We start from the raw sequence: 24,585 nt of genomic DNA, 5'->3' as shown, positions 1-24,585 counted from the left end.
GCCCGTGCCGCCGCGGCGCTCCTACACCGTCCCCTCACCCGGACGGCCCGTCGCGCTGGTGAACGGGCGGTCGTGGTGGTGCCGTGAGAGCACGAACCCGATCTTGGACCGGCCCGGCCCGCCCCTCAGGAGGCACCCCGATGACCCACCCTCCGGCCACCACCCGTGCCCTCCTTCTCGCCGTGCTGCCGTTGATCGCCCTGCCGGCCGCGGCCGGCTGCTCGGCCCAGGACGAGCCGCGGCCCCGGTGGTTCTCCGCCTCCGCCTCCGCGTCCGCCGTGTCACCGGCCGTGGAGCAGCCCGCCGGTTCCGGGGACGTCCTCACCGACACTCAGACCCGGGCGGCGTTGGTCACCGAGGCCGATCTCGGGGAGCCGTGGGTGCCGACCCGCGGCGCGCGGACCTGGCGCGACGGTCTGCTGAAGGGGACCACCGAGGACCCTGACTGCCAGCGGCTGCTGGACGTCCTCTACACGGAGGAGCTGTTCGGCCCCCCGCAGGGCCCGCACGCCATGACCGCGCTGGACGACGGCGACACCGACGCCCAGATGCGCTACCAGATCGCCGCCCACCGCCCGGCGGACGCCGACCGCGCGCTCGACTGGCTGAAGTCGATGCCGGGCCGGTGCGGGCAGTTCACGGCGGCGACCAACCGCGGCGGCGTCCAGGGCGTCCAGGTCGGCGAACTGCCGCTGCCGCCGGTGGGGGACACCCGCCAGGCCCTGCGGGTGACGCTGGCCGGCGAGACGGAGGAGGGGGAGCTGACCTACCTCACCGTCGACATCGCCGGCGTCCGCCTCGGCGAGGAGGCGATCACCGTCACCCACGCCGGCCTCGGCGAGGTGTACGAGGACGTCACGCAGCAGGCCGTGCAGCTCGGGGCGCAGCGGCTGGCGGAGATCCGGAAGCAGGCCCGGGCACAGATCTGAAGGGCTCCGGCCCGGGCGTCAGTCCCCCTCGAAGCGCATGCGGTGTCCGATCACGTCCCGTGCCGCGTCGAGGGCCGTGACACCCCGTGCGAAGGCGTCCGCCCGCAACCGCGCGAGCGCGTCGTCGGAGGCGACGCCGAGCTGCGCCATGATCATGCCGACGGCCTGGTAGACCTCGTCGTGATCGGCGGCCAGCCCGCTCAGCCACACCTCCCCGCCCTGTGTCCCGGGCTCGTCCCCGCGCGGCAGCGACATCAGGGCCACCGTCATGGCCCCGGCCACGATCCGGGCGACATGCAACTGGCCGTCGGTGAGGCCACCCGGCCGGTCGCGGTACAGGTCGAGGGTGCCGACGCACACCGCGTCGTTGCCCAGCGGCACCGCGTACACCGCCCGGACCCCGGCCGCCGTCGCCTGCTGGGCGAAGACCGGCCAGCGCCCGGCGTCCGGGCCGGTGGTCAGGTCGCAGGCGAGCACGGGCGCCCCGTCCTGCAGCGCGCTCTGGCAGGGGCCGTCACCCAGCGTGGCCTGGATGTGCGCCAGACGCGCGGCCTCCACGCTGCTGGCGCCCAGCTGCACGGGCATGCCCTCGCTGCGCAGCGACACGCTGGCACCGGTCACCGGCAGCAGTTCCACGGCCACCTGGCACAACCGCCCCGGCAGCTCGACGGGCTCGGCACCGCGCACCCCCTCGACGATCGTGTCGACGGCCCGGAGGCCGTACGGGTCCAGGTCATCGCCCGTGCGGCGGGGACCCGGGTCGCCCCCGGGGGCGCCTCGCGGGTCGTCCCTGGGCAGCACGCCCACCGCCTCCTTCGATCAGCGCCGCTCTCAGTGCCGACGGTTTCCCGGGCCGGCCCACGACGATGTGCGCAGCGGGGCGGACCAGCGCGTGCCGCCTGGCAGGCCGGTGAGCACCGGATCCTGCTGCGAGCCCTCCCGGAACCGTGGCCCGACTACCCGTAGCCGGTCGGGCAAAACCCGTGCCCCGGCCGTCGCGGCCGGGCTCGGGCTCAGCGCTTCTCGTACGGGTTGTCCGGCTGCGGCACCCGCCGTACGGACGTGACGTCGAGGACCGGCGGCCAGGCGGCGGCCGAACCCAGCGCGCCCTTCGGGTGCCAGGTGCCGGTGACCGTCACCCACGTGTCGACGGGCGGGGCGTCCGCGCCACGCACCTCGGCCTTGGCGGTCGTGGCGTCGGCGGCGCAGCAGGAGACGAGGAGGCGGGTGACGTACCAGGTGCCGTCGTCGCCAAGGGTGACGAAGCCGGTGAGGCGGACCGTACGGCCCTTCAGGGATCCGCCGCTGTCGTAGACCGCCCGGGAGCCGAACTCTCCGAGGGTGAGGCCGACCGGGTCACCGGCCGGGAGGGCCGGGAAGTCGCCGACGCCCCGCGCCGCACGCTGGCCCGCCTCGCGCTCGGCACTGTAGGAGCCGAGGGCGGGCGGCGGGAAGAGGAGAAGGGCCAGGGCGGGGAGGGCGAGCAGCCAGGCGACGCGGGGGCCGGCGGGCCCGTGGGTGTGGCCGTGCCCGGAGTCCGCACCGGAACCGGCGGAACCGTGGCTGTAGCCGTACCCGTCATCCGCGCCGGGACCGGCGGGACCGAGGCTGTGACCGGTGCCCTCCTGCTCCCCCGCCGTCCGCGCCACGACCGCCACCGTCCCGGCCAGGAGCACCAGCGCCAGCCCGGACACCACCAGGTACGGCCGCAGCCCCGGCTGCACATAGCGCAGGTACAGCTCGCTGAAGAGCGACACCCGCAGGATCGCCGCGCCCACGAGCGCGAGCAGTACGGCCGGTCCGTAACGCCTCACAGCAACCACCACCCCACCAGCACGCTGCTCCCCACGGCCACCACCCAGGTCGCGGACGAGAACCGCACCGCGAAGGCCCGCCCGAAGGTCCCCGACTGCAACGCGATCAGCTTCAGGTCGACCATCGGCCCGACCACCATGAACGCCAGCCGCGCGGTCGGCGAGAAGCCGCTCAGCGACGCCGCCACGAACGCGTCGGCCTCGCTGCACACGCACAGCACGACCGCGAGCAGCGCGAGCAGCAGCACCGACAGCCAGGCCGACCCGGTGAACACCTCCACCAGCGACCGCGGCACGACGATGTCGAAGGTCGCCGCGGCGGCGGCCCCGAGCACCAGGAACCCGCCGGCGTGCAGGAAGTCGTGCTGAAGCCCGTGGACGAAAGCGCGCGGACCACCGCCCGGCGCGTGCGCGGCGCTCCGTTTCGACAGCCGCAGCCACTCCTCGCGCCCGAACCGCGCCCACAACCAGCCCATCCCCACGGCCGTACCGAGCGAGGCGACCAGCCGGCCGAGGACCATCTCGGGCTGTCCGGGGAAGGCGATCGAGGTCGCCACCAGGACGACGGGGTTGATCGCGGGCGCCGACAGCAGGAAGGCGAGCGCGGCAGCCGGGGCGACACCCCGCCGGATCAGGCTGCCCGCCACCGGCACGGAGGCGCACTCGCAGCCGGGCAGCACGACCCCCGCCGCCCCCGCGACCGGTACGGCGAGCACCTCACGGCGGGGCAGCAGCCTCTGGAACACCCGCTCGGGCACGAACGCCCCGATCGCCGCCGACACGACCGTGCCCAGCAGCAGGAACGGCACGCCCTGCACGGCGATCGCGGTGAACACCGTCCACCAGGCCGCGACCGGAGGGGTGTACAGGTCGAGCGCCAGCAGGGGCCCGAGTACCGACCCCACCGTCACGACGGTGATCAGCGCGGCGCCCCCGAGAACGGCGTACACGAGGGCCCGCAGGCCCATCCGTATGCCATCGGCCACTGTCCGTTGGTTCTCCACGTGCCCCGCCCCGGTCGCTCATGTGCCGCGAGGAGGCTAACCCGCACGGCTGTCGCGACGGCCGGGTTTCCTCACAGAGGAGGCTGTGCCGCGGGCCCGAGGGCCGCCTTGGCCGGTGGGGCGTCGGCCTGCTTGATACGTTGTCGTCGTAGGAGCTGCCCCGGTTGCGAGGTCACCGTGCCCGAACGCACACGCACCGCCGAGCGGTACGCCCGAGGCTTCACCGCCGCCGTGGTGGCCGTGGCGACACTGCTGCTGGCGGCGAACGCGGGGCCGACGAGCGCCGAGTCGCCGCGGCACGGCCCGCAGGGCGTCGCCCACTCGCGCTGAGGCGACAGGCACGGCCCTGTCACACCATCGTCTTACTTCCCTGTTCATCCGAATGTCAGTGCGTTGATCTAGCCTGCGCAGGCTGATCACTTCATCCGCACCGGGGGGTTCGAGACAACCGTGCACAGACGCACTCTCACGGCCGCGACCACGCTCGCGGTCCTCTTCAGCTCGGTCACGCTCGTCGCGGCCGGCGCCGGGTCGGCGGCTGCCGACTCCAGCGCGATCCTGCCCCTGAAGTCGACCGGCGGCATGGTCGTCGACGGGGTCCACCACCGCGTCTTCATCAGCGATCCGACGGCCGGCCAGGTCGTCGTCACCGACTACGCGGGCAAGGTCACCGCCACCATCGGCTCGCTGCCCGGCGTCCACGGCCTGGAGCTGTCGCCCGACTCGGGAACCCTGTACGCGGCCGTGCACGACGCGAACGCGGTCGTCGCGATCGACACGGCGACGGCGAGCGAGGCCCGCCGCTGGTCCACGGGCCAGGGCGCCGGCCCGGCGTACGTGGCCCTGGCCGGCGGCGAGCTGTGGTTCAGCTACGGTGCCTCCGGCGACGGCAACATCGGCTCGCTCGACCCGAGCGCCACCGACCCGGGCGTCACCCTGGGCCAGGACACCAGCCGCACGTTCTACGAGGCCCCGATCCTGGACGCCTCCGCGGGCGCCCCGGGCACGCTCGTCGCGGGCGCCCCGGGCCAGAGCCCGGTCGTACTCGCCGTCTACGACGTCTCCTCCGGCACGGCGAGCCGTACGGCCTACTCCTTCGACCCGGGCAACACCGGCGGCGGCAACCTCCAGGACCTCGCGGTCACGCCGGACGGCAAGGACGTCGTCACGGCCAGCGGCGCCCCGTACTACCAGGCGGTCTACAAGCTCTCGGACCTGTCCGCGGACGGCAAGTACGTCACCAACACCTACCCGAACGCGGTGGACATCGCCCCGAACGGCGACGTCGCGGCGGGCACCTTCTCCTGGTACGACCCGGACGTCCACGTCTTCAAGCCGGGCACCTCGATGCCGCTGAGGCAGTACGACTTCCCCAACACCGGCGACAGCAGCGGCGCCGACACCCTCGCCCCGGCCGGCCTGGCCTGGGCGCCGGACGAGAGCAAGCTGTTCGCGATCTCGGAGAACGACAACAGCGTCTACTCGCTGCGGATCCTCGAAGCCCCGACGAAGGCGGGCACCACCCTCACGGTGAACGCCCCCGCCACGGCCACCCGCGCCAAGCCCCTCGGCCTCACCGGCGCGCTGTCCTCGTCGGCGGCGTTCCCGGCGGGCACGAAGGTCTCGGTCACCCGCACCGACGACGAGTCCCCGTCCGGCAGGCAGCTCGGCACGGCGGCGGTCGCGGCCGACGGCTCGTACTCCTTCACGGACACCCCGCCGGCCGGCGGCAAGGTGACGTACACGGTCACGTACGCGGGCGACGCCGACCACGCGGGCGCCACGGCCGCCCATGCGGTGAGCGTCGCGAAGACCGCGACCGCGCTGACGCTGAACAACAACGGCAAGGTGTACGGCTACGGCAGCGACGTGTCGTTCACGGCGCACCTCGGTACGACGTACAAGAACCGCACGGTCGAGATCTGGGCCGATCCGTACGGTTCCGACAAGCCGAACACGCTGGTCAAGAAGGGCACGGTCGACTCGTCCGGCAACCTCTCGGCGACCGTCCGCCTGAACCGCGACACGAAGGTCAGCGCGAAGTTCACGGGCGACACGCGGTATGCCGCGAAGACGGTCATCAACACGGTCTACACGAAGGTCAAGATCTCGACGTCGCTGATCGGCTCGTACCAGACGGCGACCGCCTGGAACCAGAAGTACTACTACTTCCGCCAGTCCAAGGACCCGGTCCACGACACGACGATGTCCATGTACCCGGGCCGGAAGTACCAGTTCCAGGTGCAGCGGTACAGCGACGGCGCCTGGCGCACCACGGGCTCCGAGTACTTCGCGCTCGACCGCTACGGCAAGGACTCGGTCACCCTGACCGGCACGCCGCCGATCGGCCCGCGTTTCCGGATCCGCTCGTCCTACATCGACCCGACGTCCGGCGACAACGTCAACACGACGACGTACGGCGGGTGGAAGTACTTCGTGTTCACGCGCTGACGTACGCCACGAAGGCGGCGCAGGCCTCCGGAGAGACGGCGAGGATCCCGTCCTCGGCGAGTTCGTCCACAGCTGTGGACGAACTCGCCGAGGACGGACGCATCCGAAAGACCTGCTCGGTCCGGAAGCTTCGGGCAACGCCTCGAACCGGGTCGGGCGGTGGTCGAGTGCCGGGTCGCCGAGCCGCTTCACCGATGAGCGGCCAGCACTGCCGCGAGGCCCTCTTGCAGATCCCTGACGAAATACTCGGGAACCTCCAGCGACGGGAAGTGTCCCCCGATTTCGGGCGACCTCCATCGGACGATTTGCCGGTACCGCTCCTGCGCCCAGGGGCGCGGACACTTCTCGATGTCGCGGGGATACATACTGATCGCTGACGGGACGTCGACCCGAAGCTCGGGGTCCAGCGAGTTGTGGCTTTCGTAGTAAATGCGGGCCGCCGATGCGCCGGTCCGCGTCAGCCAATACAGGGTGACGTCGTCGAGAACGCGGTCCCTGGAAATCGTCTCGAACGGGCTGTCCTCGGTGTCCGTCCACTCGGCGAACTTGTCGAGGATCCAGGCAAGCAGCCCGACCGGTGAGTCGACGAGCGAGTAGCCGATGGTCTGCGGCCGGGTCGCCTGCTGCTTCGCGTACGCCGCGCGGTGGCGCCAGAAATCGCGGGTTTCCTCGGTCCACCTGCGCTCGGCCGCCGTCAGCCCGTCCGTTGTCAACCCGGGCGGCGCCTGCGCGAACGTGGTGTGGATGCCGAGAACGTGCGCGGGGAACCTGCCGCCGAGGACCGTGGTGATCACACCTCCCCAGTCGCCGCCGTGGGCCGCGAACTTGCTGTAGCCGAGCCTTCCCATCAGTTCCACCCACGCGGCCGCGGTCTTTTCGGCTCCCCACCCGGTGGTGGCCGGCTTGTCGCTGTAACCAAAGCCTGGCAGCGACGGGACCACGACGTGGAACGCCGGCGCGTCTGCGTCTTTCGGATCTGCCAGCTCGTCTACCACGTCGACGAATTCAGCAATGCTGCCCGGCCAGCCGTGCGTCAGGATCAGAGGAGTGGCATCCGCGCGCGCGGATCGGCGGTGCAGGAAGTGGATTCCCAGATCATCAATGGTCGTTCGGAACTGGCCGATACGGTTGAGGCGCTCTTCGAACGACCGCCAGTCGTACCCGGTGCGCCAGTAGTTCACGACATCGACGAGGTCGGCGAGAGGAACGCCCTGTTCCCATCGGCGAGGGTCGGGCGCGGCGCGCTGGAGCGTCTCAGCCTCCGGTAGCCGCGCCGCGGCCAGTCGCGCGCGCAGATCGTCGAGGTCGGCGTCAGTCGCGTGGGCTTCAAAGGCTTGCACGTCGCTGGTCGGACGGGGCATGAGACCTCCTGGCCGTCGTGGAACCGGCTCCGATCTATCGCGAACCGGCTATGACGGTTCTAACAGTTCTCCGAGCCACGCCGCAACCGGCTATGGTGGTTCCATGCGTACCGCGTTCCCTGACTTCCGCCTCGGCAATGTGCTGGCGACCAGCTTCACGGGGACCCTGTCGGAGCGTCATGGCAACGCCGTGGAGCGCATTCCCACGCCGCACCGCCTCATCGACTGGCTGGCAGTGAACGGCCTCGCCGTGGACTCCTGCACCACGGCCCAGCTCGACCTCGCTCGGGAACTGAGGGAGTCGATTCACGCCGCCGCGACAGCCGCCGCGCTCCAGGACGCCCTCCCCGCGTCTGCTGTCCAAGTCATCAATGACCGCAGCGCTCAGGGTCGGGCCGCGGCGATCCTGACGCCCGAGGGCGAGCGGCGATGGCGGCTCAGCTCGGCCTCCTGCGTGGAAGATGCCCTCAGCGTGATCGCCGCCGACGCGATCAGCATCATCGCGGGCGAACGAGACGGAAAACTGGCCTTGTGCGCGTCACCGACCTGCCAAGCCGCCTTCTTCGACACCAGTCGAAGTCGCACCCGCAAATGGTGTGACATGAACACGTGCGGGAATCGTCAGAAGAAAGCGCGCTTCCATGCCAACCAGCGCAAAAATTCCAGATCAGCGGAGTGATCGTCACCTCGGTACATCCCTGGTCACGCCGACCAGCACACCTCGACAAGTCGGGTCACAAGCTCTTGGTGAGCATGCAGGCGTGAGCGAACCATCCGGACGCGATTCAGCCCCGATGCGCATCCTCAATCGGGCAGAACGCTTCTCAACGCCTCGTCAAGGCTGTGCGCCACTTCCACGTCACCCGGCCGGCTCCCGCCCGGCCCCCGGGGCGGACCGTACAGGGCGTCGAGTTCGGTGGTGAGGGTTTGGGTCACCGCCCCGTACAGGGGTGTGCGGGGGCGGTCCACGGCTTCACGCAGGGTCGGCAGCAGGATGTGGCGGGAGTAGCTGGTGCCGTCGGCCATCCGGTCCGGGGCCATGCGGGCGGTGCTCTCGCCGCTGGGGGACACCGAGGGGCCTTCGGCGTACGCGGGTGCGTTCTCGCAATCCGGGGCGGTGCCGTCCTCCTGGTAGGCGGAGGTGCGGGTCGCGGCGAAACCGGCGCGCAGCAAGCAGCGTTCGCTGTCCGGGTCGGTCAGGAACGCGATCAGTTCGGCCGCCTTCGCGGCCCGCTGCTCGGACGTGGACGAGGTGACGGCCAGGTTCTGGCCGCCGAGGACCGCCTTGCCGGGCAGCCGGGCCACACCGAGGTTTCCCTTGAAGGTCTCGTGCAGGGTCGGGTAGACGTACGGCCAGTGCCGCAGGAAGGTGGTGCGGCCCTCGGCGAAGGCGCTGAGCGATTCGGCCTCGCGGGACTCGGCGGCCTCCCCCAGGATGTACGGCGAGGCCGTGCGCTCCCGCAGCTCGGTCACCCCCGCCGTCAACTGCTCCCGGGTCGCGACGTAGTCACCGTCGTCGTCGGTCAGCCGAAAGCCCGGTACGGCCGAGGCGAAGGCCTCGATGGCGTTGACGGTACGGCCCTCGTACGCGGCGAGCTGGGTGGTCCAGCCGCCCTCGTAGCCCTCGGGTGTGTTGCGCCTCTCGACGGCGTCGATCAGCTGCCGCAGCTCGTCCCAGGTGACCCCGTCGCCGAGGTCGGTCCGGGAGGCCCCCACCTTCACCAGGTGGTCCTTGCGGTAGTACAGCAGGCCCGCGTCGCTGTTGAAGGGGACGGCGTACCGCTCGCCGTCCCAGTACGACGTCCTGTCCACGGACGGGATGAGGTCCTCGGGGGCCTCGACGGCCGAGTCGCTCAGCGGGCGGATCAGGCCGGCGTCGGCGAACTCCGGGATCCAGGTCACGTCCAGGTTCACCACGTCGTACTCGGCGCTGCCGGACTGGAGGGCGCCGAGCAGCTGGCTGCGCTGCTGGTCGGCCGAACCGGGCAGCTCCACCAGCCGGGCCCGGTAACCGTGTTCGCCCTCCCTGGCGTTCCAGGCGTCGATGAGCTGCCGGCGTATGCCGTTCTTGCCGGTGACGTCCTGGCCGCTGGCCACCACGATCCGGGGGGCGGAGTCGGCGCCCGGCGGCGGCTGCTGTACGTCACCGCCGGTGCAGGCCGCCGACGTCAGCAGCGACAGCAGGGACAGCGCGGCGGCCGTCAGGCGTCGGGCCATCATCCCTCCCCCGTCCCGGTGCGGGCGACCTCGTCGCGCAGGGCGGGCACGAGGTCGTCCCCGGCGTCCAGGCAGCGGCCCTGCCCCGCTTCCGAGACGAGCGTGCCGGGGCGGTCCCGGTCGCAGCCACCGCTGTTCAGCGTCACCATCGCCACGGGCACGCCCGAGGCCCGGGCCCGGTCGACGACCTCGGCGAGGTCGCCGCCGGTGAGGCGGTTGTCGTCCTCACCGTCGGTGAGGTACACGATCAGCCGCGGCCTGTCGCCGTCGGCGCCGCGCTCCCGCATGAACGCCAGGGCGTCCAGCAGGGCGGCGGCCGGATCGGCTTCCGCGTCCCGCACCCGGGCGGCGTCCAGGGCGCGCTCGGCGTCCCGGCGGCGGTGCGTGGCGAAGCCCAGGAGGTCGGTGTGCGTGCGGCCGTCGAGACCGTGCACCGCCCACACCCCGTACTCGTCCCCCCCGCCGAGCCCGGCCAGGGTCTGCTTGAGGATGCCGGGGCCGCCGCTGGGTCCGTCCCACAGGCCGGCCATCGATCCGGAGCTGTCGAGGAGGAAAAGGACCTGGCCGGGACCGTGCGCGTTGCCGTAGCGCGTCAGCGCCGTGTCGATCTCCGACGGGTCGGCGGAGTCCGCCGGCCGGACCTCGTCGATCAGCCCCTGGAGGGCCGACTTCGGATCGAGCAGGCGTCGCTCGCCGTGCGCGGACCTGAAGCCCTGCCCGCCGAGCACCCTCCGGCCCTCGTCGCTGGTCAGCCAGGAGCGGAAGCGGTTCACCTCGTCGTCCCTGGCGCCGGCGTCCCGCTCGCCGTCCTCCCAGCGCACTCGCACGAACGTCGGTTCCAGGCCGGGTACGTCGTCGGGGTAGGCGGCGATGCGCGGGGCGCGCGTGGCCGGGTGGCAGCCGACGCCGCTCTTCAGCAGGAACTCCGGGACCAGGGCCGCGCTGCGGTCGTCCACGGCGTCGTCCTCGGGCAGGGTGCACAGCAGCCTGACGGCCGAGGGCTCCGGCCGGCCGGACTGCGTGATGAGGCGCTCCGCGCCGCGGGCGTCGGCTCCGCCGCCGTACAGGCCCACCGTCGCCAGGAGCGCCGGTGCGGCGAACTCCGGGTCGGGCCGCAGGACTTCGGCCGGGCGCTGCTCCTGTCTGAAGCGGGCGACCAGTTTCGACAGCGACTGCCCGGTGCGCTCGACGGCGTCCTCCCGGCCCTCCGGGACGGCCAGCACGACCGGCGAGTACACGAACGGCTCGGCGTCCGGCTCCAGCCGGGCGAAGACGCGGTCCTCCTGGTCCGCGGTGACCCGTTGGACGTCCGCGCGGGTGCCGGGGATCCACACGTCCGGCTGCGGGCCGATGTCCCGCTGCGGGTTGTCGTCGTCGCGCGGCTGCTGCCAGGCGTCGGTCCGCTTTCCCAGTGCGGTCACCACGCCCGCGGCACCGGAGCTGTAGACGGTGACGCCGCTGTGCCGGCAGCCGTCCTCGGTGGTGTTGGCGTCAGACGCGAGGTAGGCGTCCGCGGCCGTCTTGATCGCCGGCTCCAGATCGGGGTCGGCGAGGACACGCAGCTCCAGTGACGGGCGGCAGGGGGCGGAGTCTTCGGTCAGGACCAGGACTCCGTACCCGCCGGCGCCGGTGGCGAGCAACGCCGGCACAACCGTCAGGCCGGTACGGCCGAGCCGGGCGAGGGCCTTCCGGGCGCGGGCGAATGTGCGCCGGGGCCCGGCGAACCAGCGGGCCGGGCGCTCGTCGACCACCACAGGCGGGTCCAGTGAGCCCGCCGCCAGCAGCACGTCCGCGTCCGGGTCCCAGGGGGGAGCCAGCGCCTGCGGTCGCTGCGAGTCGTCGTCCTCCGCCTTGTACTTCCCCTCGGCCATCCGCTGCTTCACCGCGGCATACAGCGTGGAGAGCCACACCTCCGCGCCCCCGTGGAGGACGTGCGCCACCTCGCGGGTGAACGGCGTCGGGGCGTCGGCGTCCCCGCCCAGGATGCAGCGGTTGGGCTGCACGCTCATCAGCAGAAGGATCTTGTGCTTGCGTTGCGGATCGTCGAAGCGGTGCCAGATTCCCGCGGCATTGCCGGCGTAGCAGCAGTCGAGGATCACCACGACCTGCTCGGCCCGGCTCGCCGCCAGCTCGCCCAGCACCTGGCTGAAACTGACCGAGCCGGGCAGCCCGTCGCCGGTGAGCACCCGCGCGGTGCGCATCTGGAGGTGCAGCTCGTTGCCGGAGGTGGAGGTGACGGCGTGCCCGGCGAAGTAGAGCAGCAGCAGCCCCTCGGCATCCCGGCAGGCGCGGTGCAGCGCCCCCGTGAAGTCGTCCGGGGTCGGCGAGGCCAGGCCCTTCACCTCGCCCGCACCGAACACATCGCCCCGGTGCAGCGCGTCCTCGAGTAGCTTCCGGTTGTGCCGCACGGCGGGGAGCTGGCCGTTGACGCCCTGTGGATCCGATGGCGTGGTGTGGTCGTACTCGGACACACCGACCAGCAGCGCCCGGTTCACTCTGCCGCGCGGGTCGAAGCGGCTCACCCGCCTACTCCCCGTCGGGTTCCAGCGGACGGATCTGCGGATCGGGATCGCCGCCCTGCAGCCTGCGGCGGTTGTTCGTCCAGGTCTTCACCGCCCGTGCGGTGTACTCGGTCAGTGCCGCGACCGTGACGACGTCACCCAGCAGCTTCAAAACGAGTTCGAGGTCGGGCCCCAGCCGTCCCTTGGTCCCGTCCGTGCTGCTCCGCACCTCGATACTCAGGCTGTCGCCGGAGAGCAGTTCCTGCAGCGGCTCTTCCCGCTCCAGCCACGTCTTCAAAGCCCTGACATCGTCCACGGTCGCGCCGGTGCCCAGCCGCACGCGCACGCCTAAAACAGCCACTTGGTCCCCCTCTGTCATGCCCGACATCATGACACCGGGTCAGGCCTCCGCGGCAGACCTGTGACACAACCTCCGCAGGCGATCGCACGCCCTCTTCACACCGTCCGCACACGGCGCACGCGTGCTCAGGGCTGGGCCTGCAACTGCCGCAACTGCCGCCGCACATGATCGAGCGCCCCCTCGCGCCGCCCCGGCACCCGCCCGCGCAACGCGGCAAGGGAGGCGCCCAGTTCACGGGCGCGGACGGTGTCGCGGACCTGGCCCCACTGGTGGTGCGCCCGGTCCACGGCGGCCTCGACGGCGGGGGCGTCCGGCGCCTGCCCGGCGTTCAGGCGGGCGGTGGCGATCGACAGCCAGGTGCCGCAGCTGCGGGCGGCGTCCCCGGCGAACATCGCCAGGTCGGCCCGGACCTCGGCCCAGTGCAGGGCCTCCTCGGAGGCGGGCCCGTGCGCGGCGACGGCCGCATGCTCGTGCCGGGCGGCCAGCGCGTCGGCGTCGGAGTGGCGGCCGGACTGGACGGCGGCGGTGATCGCCGCGTGCGGATCACCGGCCGACGGGCCCGGCGTGCTGAGCACGAGGTCCGTGCCCGCGCTCTCCGGCGCGATCCGGGCCAGCGCCAGTTGGTGCAACTGGTCGGCCGACGGCCGGAATCCGCTGCGCAGGATCGTGGCGACGGCCTTCATGTACGCCGGTGTGGCGACCGTGCGTCGGGACGGCGGGGGCGCGATGCGACCGTGAACGGCGTTGCCCCGCCCCGAGTCCAGCGGGGTGCCCCGGAGCAGCTCCCAGGTTTCGGCGTCGGCGTGCAGGTCGAGCAGGAGGGTCGTGGCGCCGGCCGGCCGCAGCCGCAGTTCCTCCCGGAACCAGTGCCAGGGGAACGCCGTGTAGCGGGCGGTGGAGGCGGTGGTGCGGGCCAGCGCCAGGTGGGGCAGGCGCTGGCGGCGGTCGAGCTGGAGCTGGCCCGTGACGTACACGGTGAGCGGGCCGGGGGCAGCGGCGGCGGCGCGGAGCCGGGTGAGGACGGCCTGCGGCTCCAGCGGGTCGGCGAGTTCGATGACGTTCGCGGTGTCCGTGCCGGCCAGCACGGCGGGCGGCACGGCGGCCAGGACGGGAAGGACGGAGGCGGCGTCCACCAGACGCCCCTTGCCCATCGGCGAGGCCGCCAGCAGCAGCACGGTTCCGGGCATCGTCCCTCCCCCTGTGTCGATCACGTACGGCAGCACCGTAACCGCTGCCGCCGCGAAGGGGGGCGTCAGGACCGCGAACGTCCCCCTTCGGGGGTTTCGCTCCCGTCGCCCGGGGCGGCCCGGCGGACGGCGAACACCGTGGTGTCGTCGGCCAGGCGCCCGCCCGCGTGCCGCAGCGTGCCGTCCCGCACGAACGCGGCGAGGCGGGCCGGTTCGGCGGTGCCCGGGTCCTCGGCGACGGCCCGGCACACCTCGTCGGCGAGCGGGTAGAACGTCCCGGTGCCGTCCCGGGCCTCCGTCACGCCGTCCGTCACCAGCAGCAGCGTCTCACCGGCGGCGACCCGCAGCCGCCGTACCTCGGGCGGGCCGGGCGCGAGGTCCCGGAAGCCGAGCGGCAGCCCGGCCCCGGCCGGCAGGCTGCGGACCCCGTCCGGCCCGGCCGCGAGCGGCGGCTCGTGCCCGAACAGCACCACGTCCACCGCCTCCCGGTCGCCGTCGGGGAAGCCGAGCAGGACGGCGGTGGCGAACCGGTCGCCGTCCGAGCGGCCCAGGGCGACCGTGTGCCCGCGGTGCCGGATCATCCGCGTCTCGAGCCGCTCGCCGACCGTCGTGAGGTCGGCCTCGTGGTACGCGGCCTCACGGAAGGTGCCGAGCAGCGCGGCCGCCGCCTCCACCGCCCCCAGCCCCTTGCCCTGCACGTCGCCGAGCAGGACACGGGTGCCGTGCGGGCCGGGCTGGATGTCGTAGAAATCGCCGCCGACGCGGGCGTGGGCGTCGGCGGTGAGGTAGACACCGGCGTGGTCGAGGCCACCCCAGCCCGGCGGCAGCGGGCGCAGCACCGTGCGGCGGACGGTGTCGGTGACGTCGCCCATGTGCAGCGCGCGGCGCTCGTCGCGCACCCGGACCGCACAGGCCAGAACGGCGAGGATGCCGCCGAGGGCGACGAGGACGAAGTCGGCTGGTCCGGCCTGGTACTCGTGCGGCCAGGCACCGTCCACGAGGACGTAGACGACGAGCGAGAGGACCGCGAGCAGAGCCGTGCCCCACACCCCGCAGATCGCGGCGGCGATGCCGGGCACCAGCACGATCCAGGAGATCATGCGGAACTCTCCGGTGGTGTGGTAGTCGCCGAACACGATGGCGACGAGCAGCAGCAGCGGCGGTACCCAGGCCACGCTGCGGCCCCGCACGCGCAGCAGCTCCTGCCGCCGCACGATGTCCCGGCGGCCGGCCCGGGCGTGCCGGTCGAGCGGGCCGTGCCCCGTGCGGTGGCGGCTCACGGCCCCAGCGAATCACGGGGCCGCACCGGCCGCATCCCGTTCCGGGTCCTCCGCCGACTTGCCGGCGGCTCACCGCCGGTGTGCCCTGGAGACCAGGGGCAGGGACAGAGAGGAGAGCTGTCATGGCTCATGCGGCACCCGCCTCGCGCGGGACGACCACGCGGCGACGCAGGCCCGACGTCTTCAGCGCCCGGACCCACGCCGCCGCGAAGGTCGCACTGCCCGTCGTCCTCGGGCTGGTCTACGGCTTCTGGGCCGCGGCGAACCGGCGCCACGGCGGGCCCATCACGGGCTGGAACCTGCTGTTCGGTTTCCTCACCGCGCTCGTCTTCGCCGTCCTGTTCGCCGCGGTCTGGCACTTCGCCCCCCGGCTGGCAACCGGACCGCACGCGCTGGCCTGGTTCGTCTTCACGGGCTGTGCGATCGGCTTCCTCTACAGCCAGAGCGGCGATTCCGTGCTGCGGTCGGCCGGGGTCGGGCTGGCGGTGGGGGTGGGCGTCCTCGCGGTGATGTTCTACCGCTTCTACACACGCAGGGACGCACCGGCCTCCGCATCGACCCAGTAGGGCCTGTCGTCAGGGACGTCGCATCGCGCAGGGTCGGCTGCCTTCTCCCCCGCACGTGGAAGCACCCGATCGGGCGAGCCCTCCACCGGAGCGCGAAGCGCCCTGCTCCGGACCGCTTTGCGCAGGTGGGGGGATCGGCCGGTGTGAAAGACACGGCCGGACGGGCGTCGCAGCGGTCGCGAGGCGAGCCGGCGACGCCTTGCCTGGAAGGGTGCCCGAGCTCCACCGGGCGCCCGTACCCGAGCAGGCGCCCCCACGACTGCGGAACGCCCTGTCGGCCGTTCTGCTCCTCCTCGCGTGCCTGCTCCTGCCGTTCGGCGCGCTCGCGTCCTGGGCAGCCCACGGGCTGACCGACACCGGCCGCTACGTCCGCACGATGGCGCCGCTCGCCACCGACCCGGACGTGCGGCGCGCGGTCGCGGACGCCCTCGGGGACGGCGTCATGCGGGAGGCCGGGCACGAGTTCGACACCGGTTCCCTGCGCGGCACGGTCGCTCCGTTCGTGCACGACGCGGCCCGTTCCTTCACCCGCACCGAGGCGTTCCGCACGGCCTGGGACGCGGCGAACCGGACCGCCCACGACGCGGTGCTGCGTGCCCTGCGCGACGACGGCGCACACGGCGCCCCGGTCACCGTCGACCCGGCCCCCGTCATCGCCCGGGTCAAACAGCAACTGACCGACGACCACGTACCGTTCGCCCGCCGCATTCCGGTCACACACGCCCGGATCCCGCTGCTCCCGGCCGAGGACGCGGACCGACTGCGCAAGGGGTATCACGTGCTGGACACCGCCGCCTTCTGGCTGCCGCTCGCCGCGGCCGTCCTCGCCGTCGCCGGGATCGCCACCGCCGCGTGCCGCCGCCGCGCGGTCACCGCCCTCGGCCTCGGCACGGCCCTGGGCGGAGCGCTGCTGGTCCTCGCCGTCGCGATCGGCCGCCGCCTCACCCTCGCCGACCTGCCCGACGCACTCCACCGCCCCGCCGCGGGCGCGGTCTACGACGCCCTGACGGCCACCCTGCGCACGGTGTCCTGGCTGCTGTTCGTCCTCGGCCTGGCGGTGGCGCTCGGTGCCTGGCTCACGGGCCGGTACGGTCCCCGGCTCGCCGGGCGGCGACGTGCGCGAGCGTCCGCAGAGCCCGTCGCAGATCCGGCTGCGAAGCCGACGCGAGCCCGAGCCTGACGGCGTCGGGCGTGTGCCCGGGAGCGACGGCGAAGGCGGGGCCGGGCGTGACGGCGATGCCGTGCGCCGCGGCGGCCGCCGTGAAGGTGTCCGCGCGCCAGGGGCTCGGCACCTCCCACCAGGCGAAGTAGGCACCCGGATCGGACCGTACGGCGAAGCCCGCGAGTTCCTCGGCGAGGATCCGCTGCCGCCGGGCCGCGTCGACGCGCTTGTCCGCCACCAGCCGCGCCACCGTCCCCTCCGCGGTCCAGCGCACGGCGGCCTCCAGCGCGAACCGCCCGGCACTCCACCCGCCCGACCGCACGGCGTCCGCCACCGCACCGACCCGGTGCGGCGGCACCACGAGGAAGCCGACCGTGAGCCCCGGGGCGACCCGTTTGGAGAGGCCGTCGACGACATGCGTGAGGGCGGGGGCGTGCACGGCGAGAGGGTCGCCGGGCGTCCGCAGGAAGGACCAGATGCGGTCCTCCACCACGGGCAGGTTCAAGTCATGCACTAGCTGCGCGAGGTGCAGCAACCGCGGCCGGCCGGTCGTCAGGGACGTCGGATTGTGCAGGGTCGGCTGCACATAGAGGGCGGACAGCGGCGCCGTACGGTGCGCGGCCGCGACGGCCTCCGGAAGCAGCCCGGCCGCGTCCCCGGCCAGCGGCACCAGCGTGATGCCCAGTCGCGCCGCGATCTCCTTGACCAGCGGATACGTCAGCTGCTCCACCCCGACCCGGCCGCCCGGCCGGACCAGTGAGGCCAGGACGGCGGCGATGGCCTGCCGGGCGTTGCCGGTGAACACCAGCCGCTCCGGGCCGGGTCGCCAGCCCGGCGTGGCGAGCAGTCCGGCCGCGGCCTCCCGCGCGGCCTCGGTGCCGGTGGCGGCCGCCGGTAACAGCGCCTCGGCCAGCACATCGGGCCGCAGCAGCGACGCCAGAACGGGACCGAGCAGCTCCGGCTGACCGGGTGCGGACGGGTAGTTGAGCTCCAGGTTGACGGGGGCGGCCGACGCACCGGCCTCGACGAGCCCCTGCCCCGCCGGTCCCGCCGGGGCGGCCCGTACGAACGTGCCCCGCCCGACCTCGCCGACGACCAGCCCACGCCGGACGAGCTCCCCGTACACCCGCCCGGCCGTCGACGGCGCGATCCCCCGGCGCCGGGCGAACACCCGCTGCGGAGGCAGTCGTTGACCGGGTTCGAGCCGCCCGCCGGCGATGTCGTCGGCGATCCGGTCGGCGATCCGCCGGTAGTCACCCATTGCCCGCCTCCCCCTGCATTGCACCGAGAGCAAAGATCTTATTGCCCCGAGTAGTTGACCCGTCTAGGGTCGACCACATGGCACCCTTCCTCGCATGCGAGGACAAAGGCCCCGTTTCCCCCCGGCAGCCGGTTGTCCCCCTGGTTCCTCTGGTCCTCGTCCACGGCCACCCCTTCGACCGCACGATGTGGGCCCCGCAGATCGAGACGTTCTCGACGGCCCGTCGCGTCATCGCCCCCGACCTGCGCGGCTACGGCGCCTCGCCGACGACCCCGGCCCTCACGGACTTCTCCGGATTCGCCGAGGACATCGAAGCCCTGCTGGACGAGTTGGAGGTCGAATCCGTCGTCCTGGCGGGCCTGTCGATGGGCGGCCAGATCGTCCTGGACTGCTACCGCCGGTTCCCCGAGCGCGTGCGGGGCCTGGTCCTCGCGGACACGTTCGCGTCGGCGGAGACCCCGGACGGCGTCCGCACCCGCGACGCCATGGCGGACCGGCTCCTCGCGGAGGGCATGCGCGGCTACGCCGACGAGGTCCTGGAGCGGATGGTGGCCCCCTACGCGCCCGCCGAGGTCAAGGCCCACGTCCACGGCATGATGACGGCCACCGCCCCCGAGGGCGCCGCCGCGGCCCTGCGTGCCCGCGCCCGGCGCCCCGACTACAACGCCCTGCTGCCCCGCGTCTGCGTCCCGGCCCTGGTCGTCGTAGGGGCCGACGACACCTTCACGCCGGTCTCCGGCGCCCGGACCCTGCACGCCGCCCTCCCCGACTCCACGCTGCAGATCATCGAGGGCGCGGCCCACATGCCGAACCTGGAACGCCCCGAGGTGTTCGACCGGGCGCTGGGAGAATTCCTGGTTCGGGTCGATGCGCGGCAACCTTCCTCCGCCCCACCCCGTCTCTGAGGGGTCCTTGCACTATGAGCGTCCGATCAGGTCGCGTGGTCCGGTGCCGCGCAGCGCAAGGCGCCGGAGTGCCCCGGTAGCGGAGCTGCCCGGGCGCTTCGGCAACGCGGCGAGGCACGGTGCCGGACCACGCGACCCGGGCGGGCATAGTGCGAGGAGCCCTGAGGGAGGATTCGGGCATCCCACCCACGCGACCGGAAGGCCGGGCCTTGGACACCGCCGCTGCCGAGTGGACCGCCACCCACGACGGGCCGGAGCACCGTCCGCCCGGACGGCGGTTCGGCGCCTGGTGCGCCGGCCTGCTGTTCGCCGGCGTGAGCGTGATCGTCGGCTTCCGGGCCGCCGACAGCGACGGCATCACACCCGTCCCGCAGTTCCTCGCCTTCTTCCCCTGGCTGCTCGCGCCCACCGCCGTCGCCCTGCTGCTGACGCTGCTGTCGCGCTGGTGGCTCGGCACGGTCTGGGGCGTCGTCCTGCTCGCCCTGCTGGCCTGGTTCATCGGCCCGTACGGCAAGGTCGGCGACCCCGCGGGCCGCCCGGTCGCCGCGTTCCGGGTGCTCACCTCGAACGTCGAGTTCGGCCAGGGCACCGGCTCCCTGGTCGCCGCCGTCCGCCGCGAGAAACCGGATGTGGTCTTCGTGGAGGAATGCGACTACGAGTGCGACGTACTGCTGAAGCGGGACCTCGCCCAGGACTACCCGCACCGCCGGGCCGTCGAGGGCGGTGGCTCCGAGGGCTCCGTCATCCTCAGCCGCTTCCCGCTCCGGCCCACCGACGGCGTCCGCGCCACCCTGGGCATGCCCGGGGCGATCGCCGACGTCGACGGACACGCCGTACGGCTTCAACTCGCCCACCCCATGCCCCCGCTGCCCGGCCAGGTGGACCTCTGGCGCCGGGAGCTGGGCGCCCTGCGCGACGCGGCCACCACCGACCCCGGCACGCCCCTCGTCCTGGCCGGCGACTTCAACGCCTCCCAGGACCACGCCGCCTTCCGCCGCATCCTCGACACCGGCCTGCGCGACGCCTCCCGCCTGGACGGCGCCGACCGCACGGCCACCTGGCCGGCCCTCACCGCCCCCACCTTGGGCGTGCAGATCGACCACGTCCTGGTGTCGAAGGACTTCGCGGCGGACCGCACCCGCATCCTGGACCTGGCCGACACCGACCACCGGGCGGTGGTGACGGACCTGACGCTGCACGCGGACAGGTAGGGGACGTCGCCCAAGGGCCGCCCCCTACCGCCACTGCTCGTCTCGGCTCGGTCAGACGCCGATGTCGCGGCCGTCGGCACGCCACACCGCCACGACGGCCGGCCGGACGTACGTTCCGGGCCCGTCGGGCCAGGTGCTGGCGGGCTTCTCCACGGACGCCCCGTCGATCTCGCCCGGGTGCTGAACGGCGACCAGGACGCGCCGGTCCTGGATGATCGGACCGCAGGTCTCGGCCCCCTTCGGCACGGTCAGGAACTGCTTGAGCTCACCGCGCCGCTCACCCCGGGTCGCCACACCGAACAGGCCGTCGTGCGAACCGAGCTGGGCGCCGTCGGTGGAGATCCACAGATTGCCGTAGGGGTCGAAGGCGACGTTGTCCGGGCAGGAGATCGGGCTGACGCCGTCCTTCGGGAACCCGGCGAAGTACGTCGCCGGGTCCTCCGGGTCACCGGCGACGAGGAACAGCGACCAGGCGAACCGGGTGCTCTCCGCCCGGTTCCACCGCTCGGTGAGCTCCAGCACGTGCCCGTGCTTGTTGGCGTTGCGCGGATTGGCCTCGTCCGCCTTGGCGTTGGAGCCGACCCCGCGGTTGCTGTTGTTGGTCAGGGCGACGTACACCTTGCCGGTCACCGGGTTGGGCTCGATGTCCTCGGGCCGGTCCATCTTCGTCGCGCCCACCTTGTCGCCGGCGAGCCGCGTGAAGACGAACACCTCCTCGGCACTCATCCCCTCCACGTGCGAGACGGCACCCTCCGCGGTGGCGGTGGCCAGCGGGATCCACTCGCCGCTGCCGTCGAACTCGCCGTCGTTCGGCAGCTTGCCCGTGCCGTCGATCTCGATGGCGGGGGAATCGCCGGTGAGCTTGGCGACGTACAGCGTCCCCTCGTCGAGCAGGGAGAGGTTGTGCTCGCGCACGGCACGCGACGACCCGTTCCGCATCCGCTTGCTGCCGACGAACTTGTAGAAGTAGTCGAACCGCTCGTCGTCACCGGTGTACACGACGGGCCGCCCGTCCGCCGTCATCCTGATGGTCGCGGCCTCGTGCTTGAACCGCCCGAGCGCGGTGTGCTTACGGGGCGTGGAGTCGGGGTCGTACGGATCGAACTCCACCACGTATCCGAACCGGTGCACCTCGTTCGGCTCCTGGGCGATGTCGAAGCGCTTGTCGAACCGCTCCCACTTGCGCTCGGTCGCCCCGGCCCCGATCCCGTACCGCTTGTCCGTCGCCCGCCCGGCGTTGGCGAAGTACTGGTTGAAGTTCTCCTCGCCGTGCAGGGTCGTGCCCCACGGGGTGACACCGCCCGAGCAGTTGTTGAGGGTGCCGAGCACCTTGGTACCGCTCGGGTCGGCGGAGGTCTTCACGAGGTCGGACCCGGCGACGGGCCCGGTGAGCCGGAACTCGGTGGTGGCGGTGACGCGCCGGTTCAGCCGGTGCCGCGCGACGGCGGTGAGCTTGCCGGTCCTCCGGTCCCCCTCCACCACCACGGCGGACAGCCCGTGCGCGGCCCAGGCGATCTCGACCTGCTCGCGGGTGGGGTTGGCGGCGTCGTACCCGCGGAACATCAGGATCTCGTCGGTGTACTCGTGGTTGGCGACGAGCAGCTGCCGCCCCCGCTCCCCGGGCAGCGGCAGCAGGGCGAGGAAGTCGCAGTTGTACCCGAACTGCCCGGCTTGAGCCTTGGCGGTCTGCCTCTCCGGGTCGAAGGCGGGAGCGCCGCGCAGGATGGGCTCACCCCAGCGGATGACGACGTTCTGCCGGTACCCGTCCGGCACGGTCACGGCGTCGGCGGTGTTGGGGGCCACGGGGGCGAAGCGCAGCCCGCGGGCTCCCTTGTGCTTGCGCCGCGCGACCTCGGAGGCGGCGGTGGCGGGGACGGCGGCGGCCTGGGGGGCCTGCCCGGCACCCACGGCACCCGCGCCTGCGGCGGCCACGGTCACGACAGCCGCGGCCCGCATCATCGAACGGCGGCTGAGGGCACCGGCGATCACATCGCCGACGTACTCGTTGGAGCTGGTGTTGGGCACCTCGTGGAAGCAGGCGTCACCACACCGGAAACGACAGGTCATGGCGGACCGGCCGCCGGGATGCGAACCGGACGGCGTTCCGATCAACGGCAGCAGCTTGCGCACTTTGCTCTCTCCTTGGATGCCCGTGGTGTCAGCGTGACCGTAGGGGCACGTATGTGCGGCAGCCGGGCGCCCTGATGAACAACGAGTGAACCTGCGGCTGACGTACGGGGGTTGCGCCCGTTCAGCACGGCGACACCCGCGCAGGCCGGATGCCTCCTTGACAGACCGGGCCTCCCACACCCGCCCCTGCCCAAGATCACCCAGGAGGGCCGCTAACCTTACGTGTCCGTCCTGGCCAGGGATTGACGGGCTTCAACTCACGCGAAGGGTTGCGCGCACATGGGCATTCTCACTCGGTTGCGGAACGCGTTCGGACGGTCCCGCAAGTCACGGAGCACCGAGGCGGAGGGTGCGGCTCGAACGACGACGACCGGCGAGGAGCCGACGCCCAGCACGCAAACCCCTGCGCAGCAGCTCCCCGCCACGGACCCGACCATCCCGTCCCCCTCCCCCGAACCGGACCCAGCGCCGACGGGGAACGTCCCGGAACCCCGCCCGTCATCCGCGGCGTCGCCGTCGTCCCTTCACGACCTCGTGTCGGCGGCGTTCGACAATGTGACCGTCCCGAGGCCGACGCGGTCGACGGAGTCGGCGGAGTCGGCGGTCGCTGAGGGGCCGGGGGCGGAGAAGCCGACGGCTGCCGAGGAGCCGGTGGCGGAGAAGCCGACGGCAGACGAGCCAGAGGTCGCGGAGAAGGCGGAGGTCGCGGAGAAGCCGGTAGCCGATGAGCCGGTGCCCGCGGCGCCGACGGCAGACGAGCCGGAGGTCGCGGAGGCGGCGGCCGAGGAGCCGACAGCCGTCGAGGAGCGGGCCGAGGTTCCGGAGCCGACCGTCGAGGAGAAGGCGACGGAGGCGGAGGCGGAGGCGACCGCGGGGGAGAAGCCGGTCGCCGAGGGGCCGACGGTGCCGCAAGAGGCCAAGGCGGAGGAGACGGCCGAGGCGGAAGCGCCGACCGCCGTCGAGGTCGCCCCCGCGGCAGAGGAGCCCGGGTCGGCGACGCCGGAGACGCCTGAGACGCCGGACGGGCCCGAGCCCAAGGCGGAGGCGAAGACCGCGGCCGAGGCCGACGCCTCGGTGGAGACGCCGGAACCCAGCACGAAGGCGGGAGCCGAGCCGGAGCCCGAGGCCGAGGCCGAGGCCGAGACACCCACGGAGCCGAAGGCGGACGCGGAGCCGAAGGCGGACGCGGAGCCCAAGACCGACCCGGAGCCGAAGGCCGACACGGAGCCCAAGACCGACGCGGAGCCGAAGGCCGACACGGAGCCCAAGGCCGACCCGGAGCCGAAGGCCAAGCCGAAGGCGACGCAGAAGGCCGAAGCCAAGCCCACGCCCAAGGCCGAGCCGAAGGCCAAGGCCACCCCCGACGCGACACCGGACGACGAGCCGAAGGCCGAGGCGAAGCCGAAGGCCGAGGCCGACGCGCCTCCCGCCCCCGCAGCCGCAGCCGCAGCCGCAGCCGCAACCAACGCCACACCCACACCCACAGCCGCCGACGACGACGCCCAGGCGGCCGAAGGCGAAGGCGAAGCCGAGGCCAAGCCCGAGCCCGAGCCCGAGCCCGCCCTCACCCTCGCCCAGGTGAAGTCCCGCGCCCCCGGCCTCACCACCGCCTACAAGGCCGCCGCCACCGCCCTCGAGACCAACCACCTCACCGGCACCCGGGCCAAGGTCTACCTCGTCCTCGACCGCTCCGCCTCGATGCGCCCGTACTACAAGGACGGCTCAGCCCAGGCCCTCGCCGAGCAGACCCTGGCCCTCGCAGCCCACCTCGACCCCGAGGCCACCGTCCCCGTCGTCTTCTTCTCCACGGAACTGGACGGCACCGGCGAGATCAGCCTCACCGACCACGAGAACAAGATCGACAACCTGCACGCCGGCCTCGGCCGCATGGGCCGCACCAGCTACCACGCAGCCGTGGAAGCCGTCCTCGCCCGTCACACCGAAGACACCGAGGACGAGGACACCCCCGCCCTGGTGATCTTCCAGACGGACGGCGCCCCCGACGCGAAAACCCCCGCCACCCAGTCCCTCACGGCCGCCGCCAAGACCCACCCCGCCGTCTTCTTCTCCTTCGTCGCCTTCGGCGACCCGGAGAACAAGGCCTTCGACTACCTCCGCAAGCTCAAGACCCCGAACACGTCCCACTTCCTCGCCGGCGAGACCCCCCGGGAACTCACGGACAAGGAGCTCTACGAGGGCGTACTGGCGAACTGGCGCCCGTAACCCTCCCGGCCCACCCCGCCAA

20 protein-coding genes are annotated in these 24,585 nt (G+C 72.9%); 9 read left to right on the top strand and 11 right to left on the bottom strand.

All coding sequences use genetic code 11. The features are described 5' to 3' along the window. Positions 1-140 precede the first annotated feature (140 nt). Positions 141-929 (top strand): hypothetical protein, encoded by a 789-nt coding sequence (locus ACWD1U_RS08695; RefSeq protein WP_451105683.1) that lies wholly within the window; start codon positions 141-143, stop codon positions 927-929. Positions 930-947: 18 nt separating this feature from the next. On the opposite strand, the gene ACWD1U_RS08690 is transcribed toward ACWD1U_RS08695, so the two are convergent. The 3 genes from ACWD1U_RS08690 to ACWD1U_RS08680 all read right to left on the bottom strand — a co-directional run bounded on the left by ACWD1U_RS08690 (position 948) and on the right by ACWD1U_RS08680 (position 3,711). Then, positions 948-1,736, bottom strand: coding sequence for a GAF and ANTAR domain-containing protein (locus ACWD1U_RS08690; RefSeq protein ID WP_451105681.1), 789 nt, complete (start codon positions 1,734-1,736; stop codon positions 948-950). A 206-nt stretch (positions 1,737-1,942) separates the two neighbouring features. Further along, complete coding sequence (locus ACWD1U_RS08685) at positions 1,943-2,743, bottom strand: TIGR03943 family putative permease subunit (protein ID WP_451105679.1); 801 nt, start codon at positions 2,741-2,743, stop codon at positions 1,943-1,945. Then, the gene (locus ACWD1U_RS08680) at positions 2,740-3,711 is read right to left on the bottom strand and encodes a permease (RefSeq protein WP_451105789.1); all 972 of its coding nucleotides are present in this window, start codon (positions 3,709-3,711) and stop codon (positions 2,740-2,742) included. Before ACWD1U_RS08680 ends, ACWD1U_RS08685 begins: the two co-directional genes overlap by 4 nt. 213 nt (positions 3,712-3,924) lie before the next feature. Between ACWD1U_RS08680 and ACWD1U_RS08675 the strand changes: the two genes are divergently transcribed. After that, on the top strand, positions 3,925-4,077 hold the full coding sequence (locus tag ACWD1U_RS08675; protein WP_451105677.1) for a hypothetical protein: 153 nt from the start codon (positions 3,925-3,927) through the stop codon (positions 4,075-4,077). Between the two features lie 120 nt (positions 4,078-4,197). Beyond that, positions 4,198-6,198, top strand: coding sequence for a YncE family protein (locus ACWD1U_RS08670; protein ID WP_451105676.1), 2,001 nt, complete (start codon positions 4,198-4,200; stop codon positions 6,196-6,198). A gap of 188 nt (positions 6,199-6,386) precedes the next feature. On the opposite strand, the gene ACWD1U_RS08665 is transcribed toward ACWD1U_RS08670, so the two are convergent. After that, entirely contained in the window at positions 6,387-7,559 is a 1,173-nt protein-coding gene (locus ACWD1U_RS08665) for an epoxide hydrolase family protein (RefSeq protein ID WP_451105675.1), read from the bottom strand. A 103-nt stretch (positions 7,560-7,662) separates the two neighbouring features. On the opposite strand from ACWD1U_RS08665, the gene ACWD1U_RS08660 reads away from it, so the two are divergent. Continuing rightward, the gene (locus ACWD1U_RS08660; RefSeq protein ID WP_451105674.1) at positions 7,663-8,238 is read left to right on the top strand and encodes a CGNR zinc finger domain-containing protein; all 576 of its coding nucleotides are present in this window, start codon (positions 7,663-7,665) and stop codon (positions 8,236-8,238) included. A 125-nt stretch (positions 8,239-8,363) separates the two neighbouring features. Here ACWD1U_RS08660 and ACWD1U_RS08655 read toward each other — a convergent pair whose 3' ends face one another. The 5 genes from ACWD1U_RS08655 to ACWD1U_RS08635 form a co-directional block, all read right to left on the bottom strand. Next, positions 8,364-9,776 (bottom strand): extracellular solute-binding protein, encoded by a 1,413-nt coding sequence (locus ACWD1U_RS08655; protein ID WP_451105787.1) that lies wholly within the window; start codon positions 9,774-9,776, stop codon positions 8,364-8,366. Then, on the bottom strand, positions 9,776-12,298 hold the full coding sequence (locus ACWD1U_RS08650; protein ID WP_451105673.1) for a substrate-binding domain-containing protein: 2,523 nt from the start codon (positions 12,296-12,298) through the stop codon (positions 9,776-9,778). Before ACWD1U_RS08650 ends, ACWD1U_RS08655 begins: the two co-directional genes overlap by 1 nt. Positions 12,299-12,302: 4 nt before the next feature. Beyond that, on the bottom strand, positions 12,303-12,656 hold the full coding sequence (locus tag ACWD1U_RS08645; RefSeq protein ID WP_451105671.1) for a hypothetical protein: 354 nt from the start codon (positions 12,654-12,656) through the stop codon (positions 12,303-12,305). Positions 12,657-12,763: 107 nt separating this feature from the next. Further along, on the bottom strand, positions 12,764-13,825 hold the full coding sequence (locus ACWD1U_RS08640) for a hypothetical protein (RefSeq protein WP_451105670.1): 1,062 nt from the start codon (positions 13,823-13,825) through the stop codon (positions 12,764-12,766). Positions 13,826-13,890: 65 nt separating this feature from the next. Continuing rightward, complete coding sequence (locus tag ACWD1U_RS08635; protein ID WP_451105668.1) at positions 13,891-15,105, bottom strand: PP2C family protein-serine/threonine phosphatase; 1,215 nt, start codon at positions 15,103-15,105, stop codon at positions 13,891-13,893. A gap of 122 nt (positions 15,106-15,227) precedes the next feature. Here ACWD1U_RS08635 and ACWD1U_RS08630 point away from each other — a divergent pair, with 122 nt between their 5' ends. Beyond that, positions 15,228-15,671, top strand: a complete 444-nt coding sequence (locus ACWD1U_RS08630; RefSeq protein WP_451105666.1) for a hypothetical protein — start codon at positions 15,228-15,230, stop codon at positions 15,669-15,671. A gap of 211 nt (positions 15,672-15,882) precedes the next feature. Further along, on the top strand, positions 15,883-16,851 hold the full coding sequence (locus ACWD1U_RS08625; protein ID WP_451105664.1) for a hypothetical protein: 969 nt from the start codon (positions 15,883-15,885) through the stop codon (positions 16,849-16,851). Here ACWD1U_RS08625 and ACWD1U_RS08620 read toward each other — a convergent pair. Then, complete coding sequence (locus ACWD1U_RS08620; protein WP_451105662.1) at positions 16,748-18,094, bottom strand: aminotransferase-like domain-containing protein; 1,347 nt, start codon at positions 18,092-18,094, stop codon at positions 16,748-16,750. The genes ACWD1U_RS08625 and ACWD1U_RS08620 overlap by 104 nt on opposite strands. 77 nt (positions 18,095-18,171) lie before the next feature. Here ACWD1U_RS08620 and ACWD1U_RS08615 point away from each other — a divergent pair, with 77 nt between their 5' ends. Together ACWD1U_RS08615 and ACWD1U_RS08610 are read left to right on the top strand one after the other, a co-directional pair. Next, a complete protein-coding gene (locus tag ACWD1U_RS08615; RefSeq protein ID WP_451105660.1) occupies positions 18,172-18,999 on the top strand; it encodes an alpha/beta fold hydrolase in 828 nt (275 codons plus the stop codon). A 209-nt stretch (positions 19,000-19,208) separates the two neighbouring features. After that, the gene (locus ACWD1U_RS08610; RefSeq protein ID WP_451105658.1) at positions 19,209-20,210 is read left to right on the top strand and encodes an endonuclease/exonuclease/phosphatase family protein; all 1,002 of its coding nucleotides are present in this window, start codon (positions 19,209-19,211) and stop codon (positions 20,208-20,210) included. Between the two features lie 51 nt (positions 20,211-20,261). Here the strand turns inward: ACWD1U_RS08610 and ACWD1U_RS08605 are convergent, their stop codons facing one another. Next, the gene (locus ACWD1U_RS08605; RefSeq protein ID WP_451105657.1) at positions 20,262-22,340 is read right to left on the bottom strand and encodes a PhoX family protein; all 2,079 of its coding nucleotides are present in this window, start codon (positions 22,338-22,340) and stop codon (positions 20,262-20,264) included. Positions 22,341-22,619: 279 nt separating this feature from the next. Here ACWD1U_RS08605 and ACWD1U_RS08600 point away from each other — a divergent pair, with 279 nt between their 5' ends. Then, positions 22,620-24,563: a VWA domain-containing protein gene (locus ACWD1U_RS08600; protein WP_451105655.1), complete on the top strand. Its 1,944-nt coding sequence runs from the start codon at positions 22,620-22,622 to the stop codon at positions 24,561-24,563. Positions 24,564-24,585 lie beyond the last annotated feature (22 nt).

It is taken from the genome of Streptomyces sp. NPDC002788 (assembly GCF_053592115.1).
The sequence above is the reverse complement of the archived record's forward strand: the minus strand, read 5'-3'. Positions and strand labels throughout refer to the sequence as shown.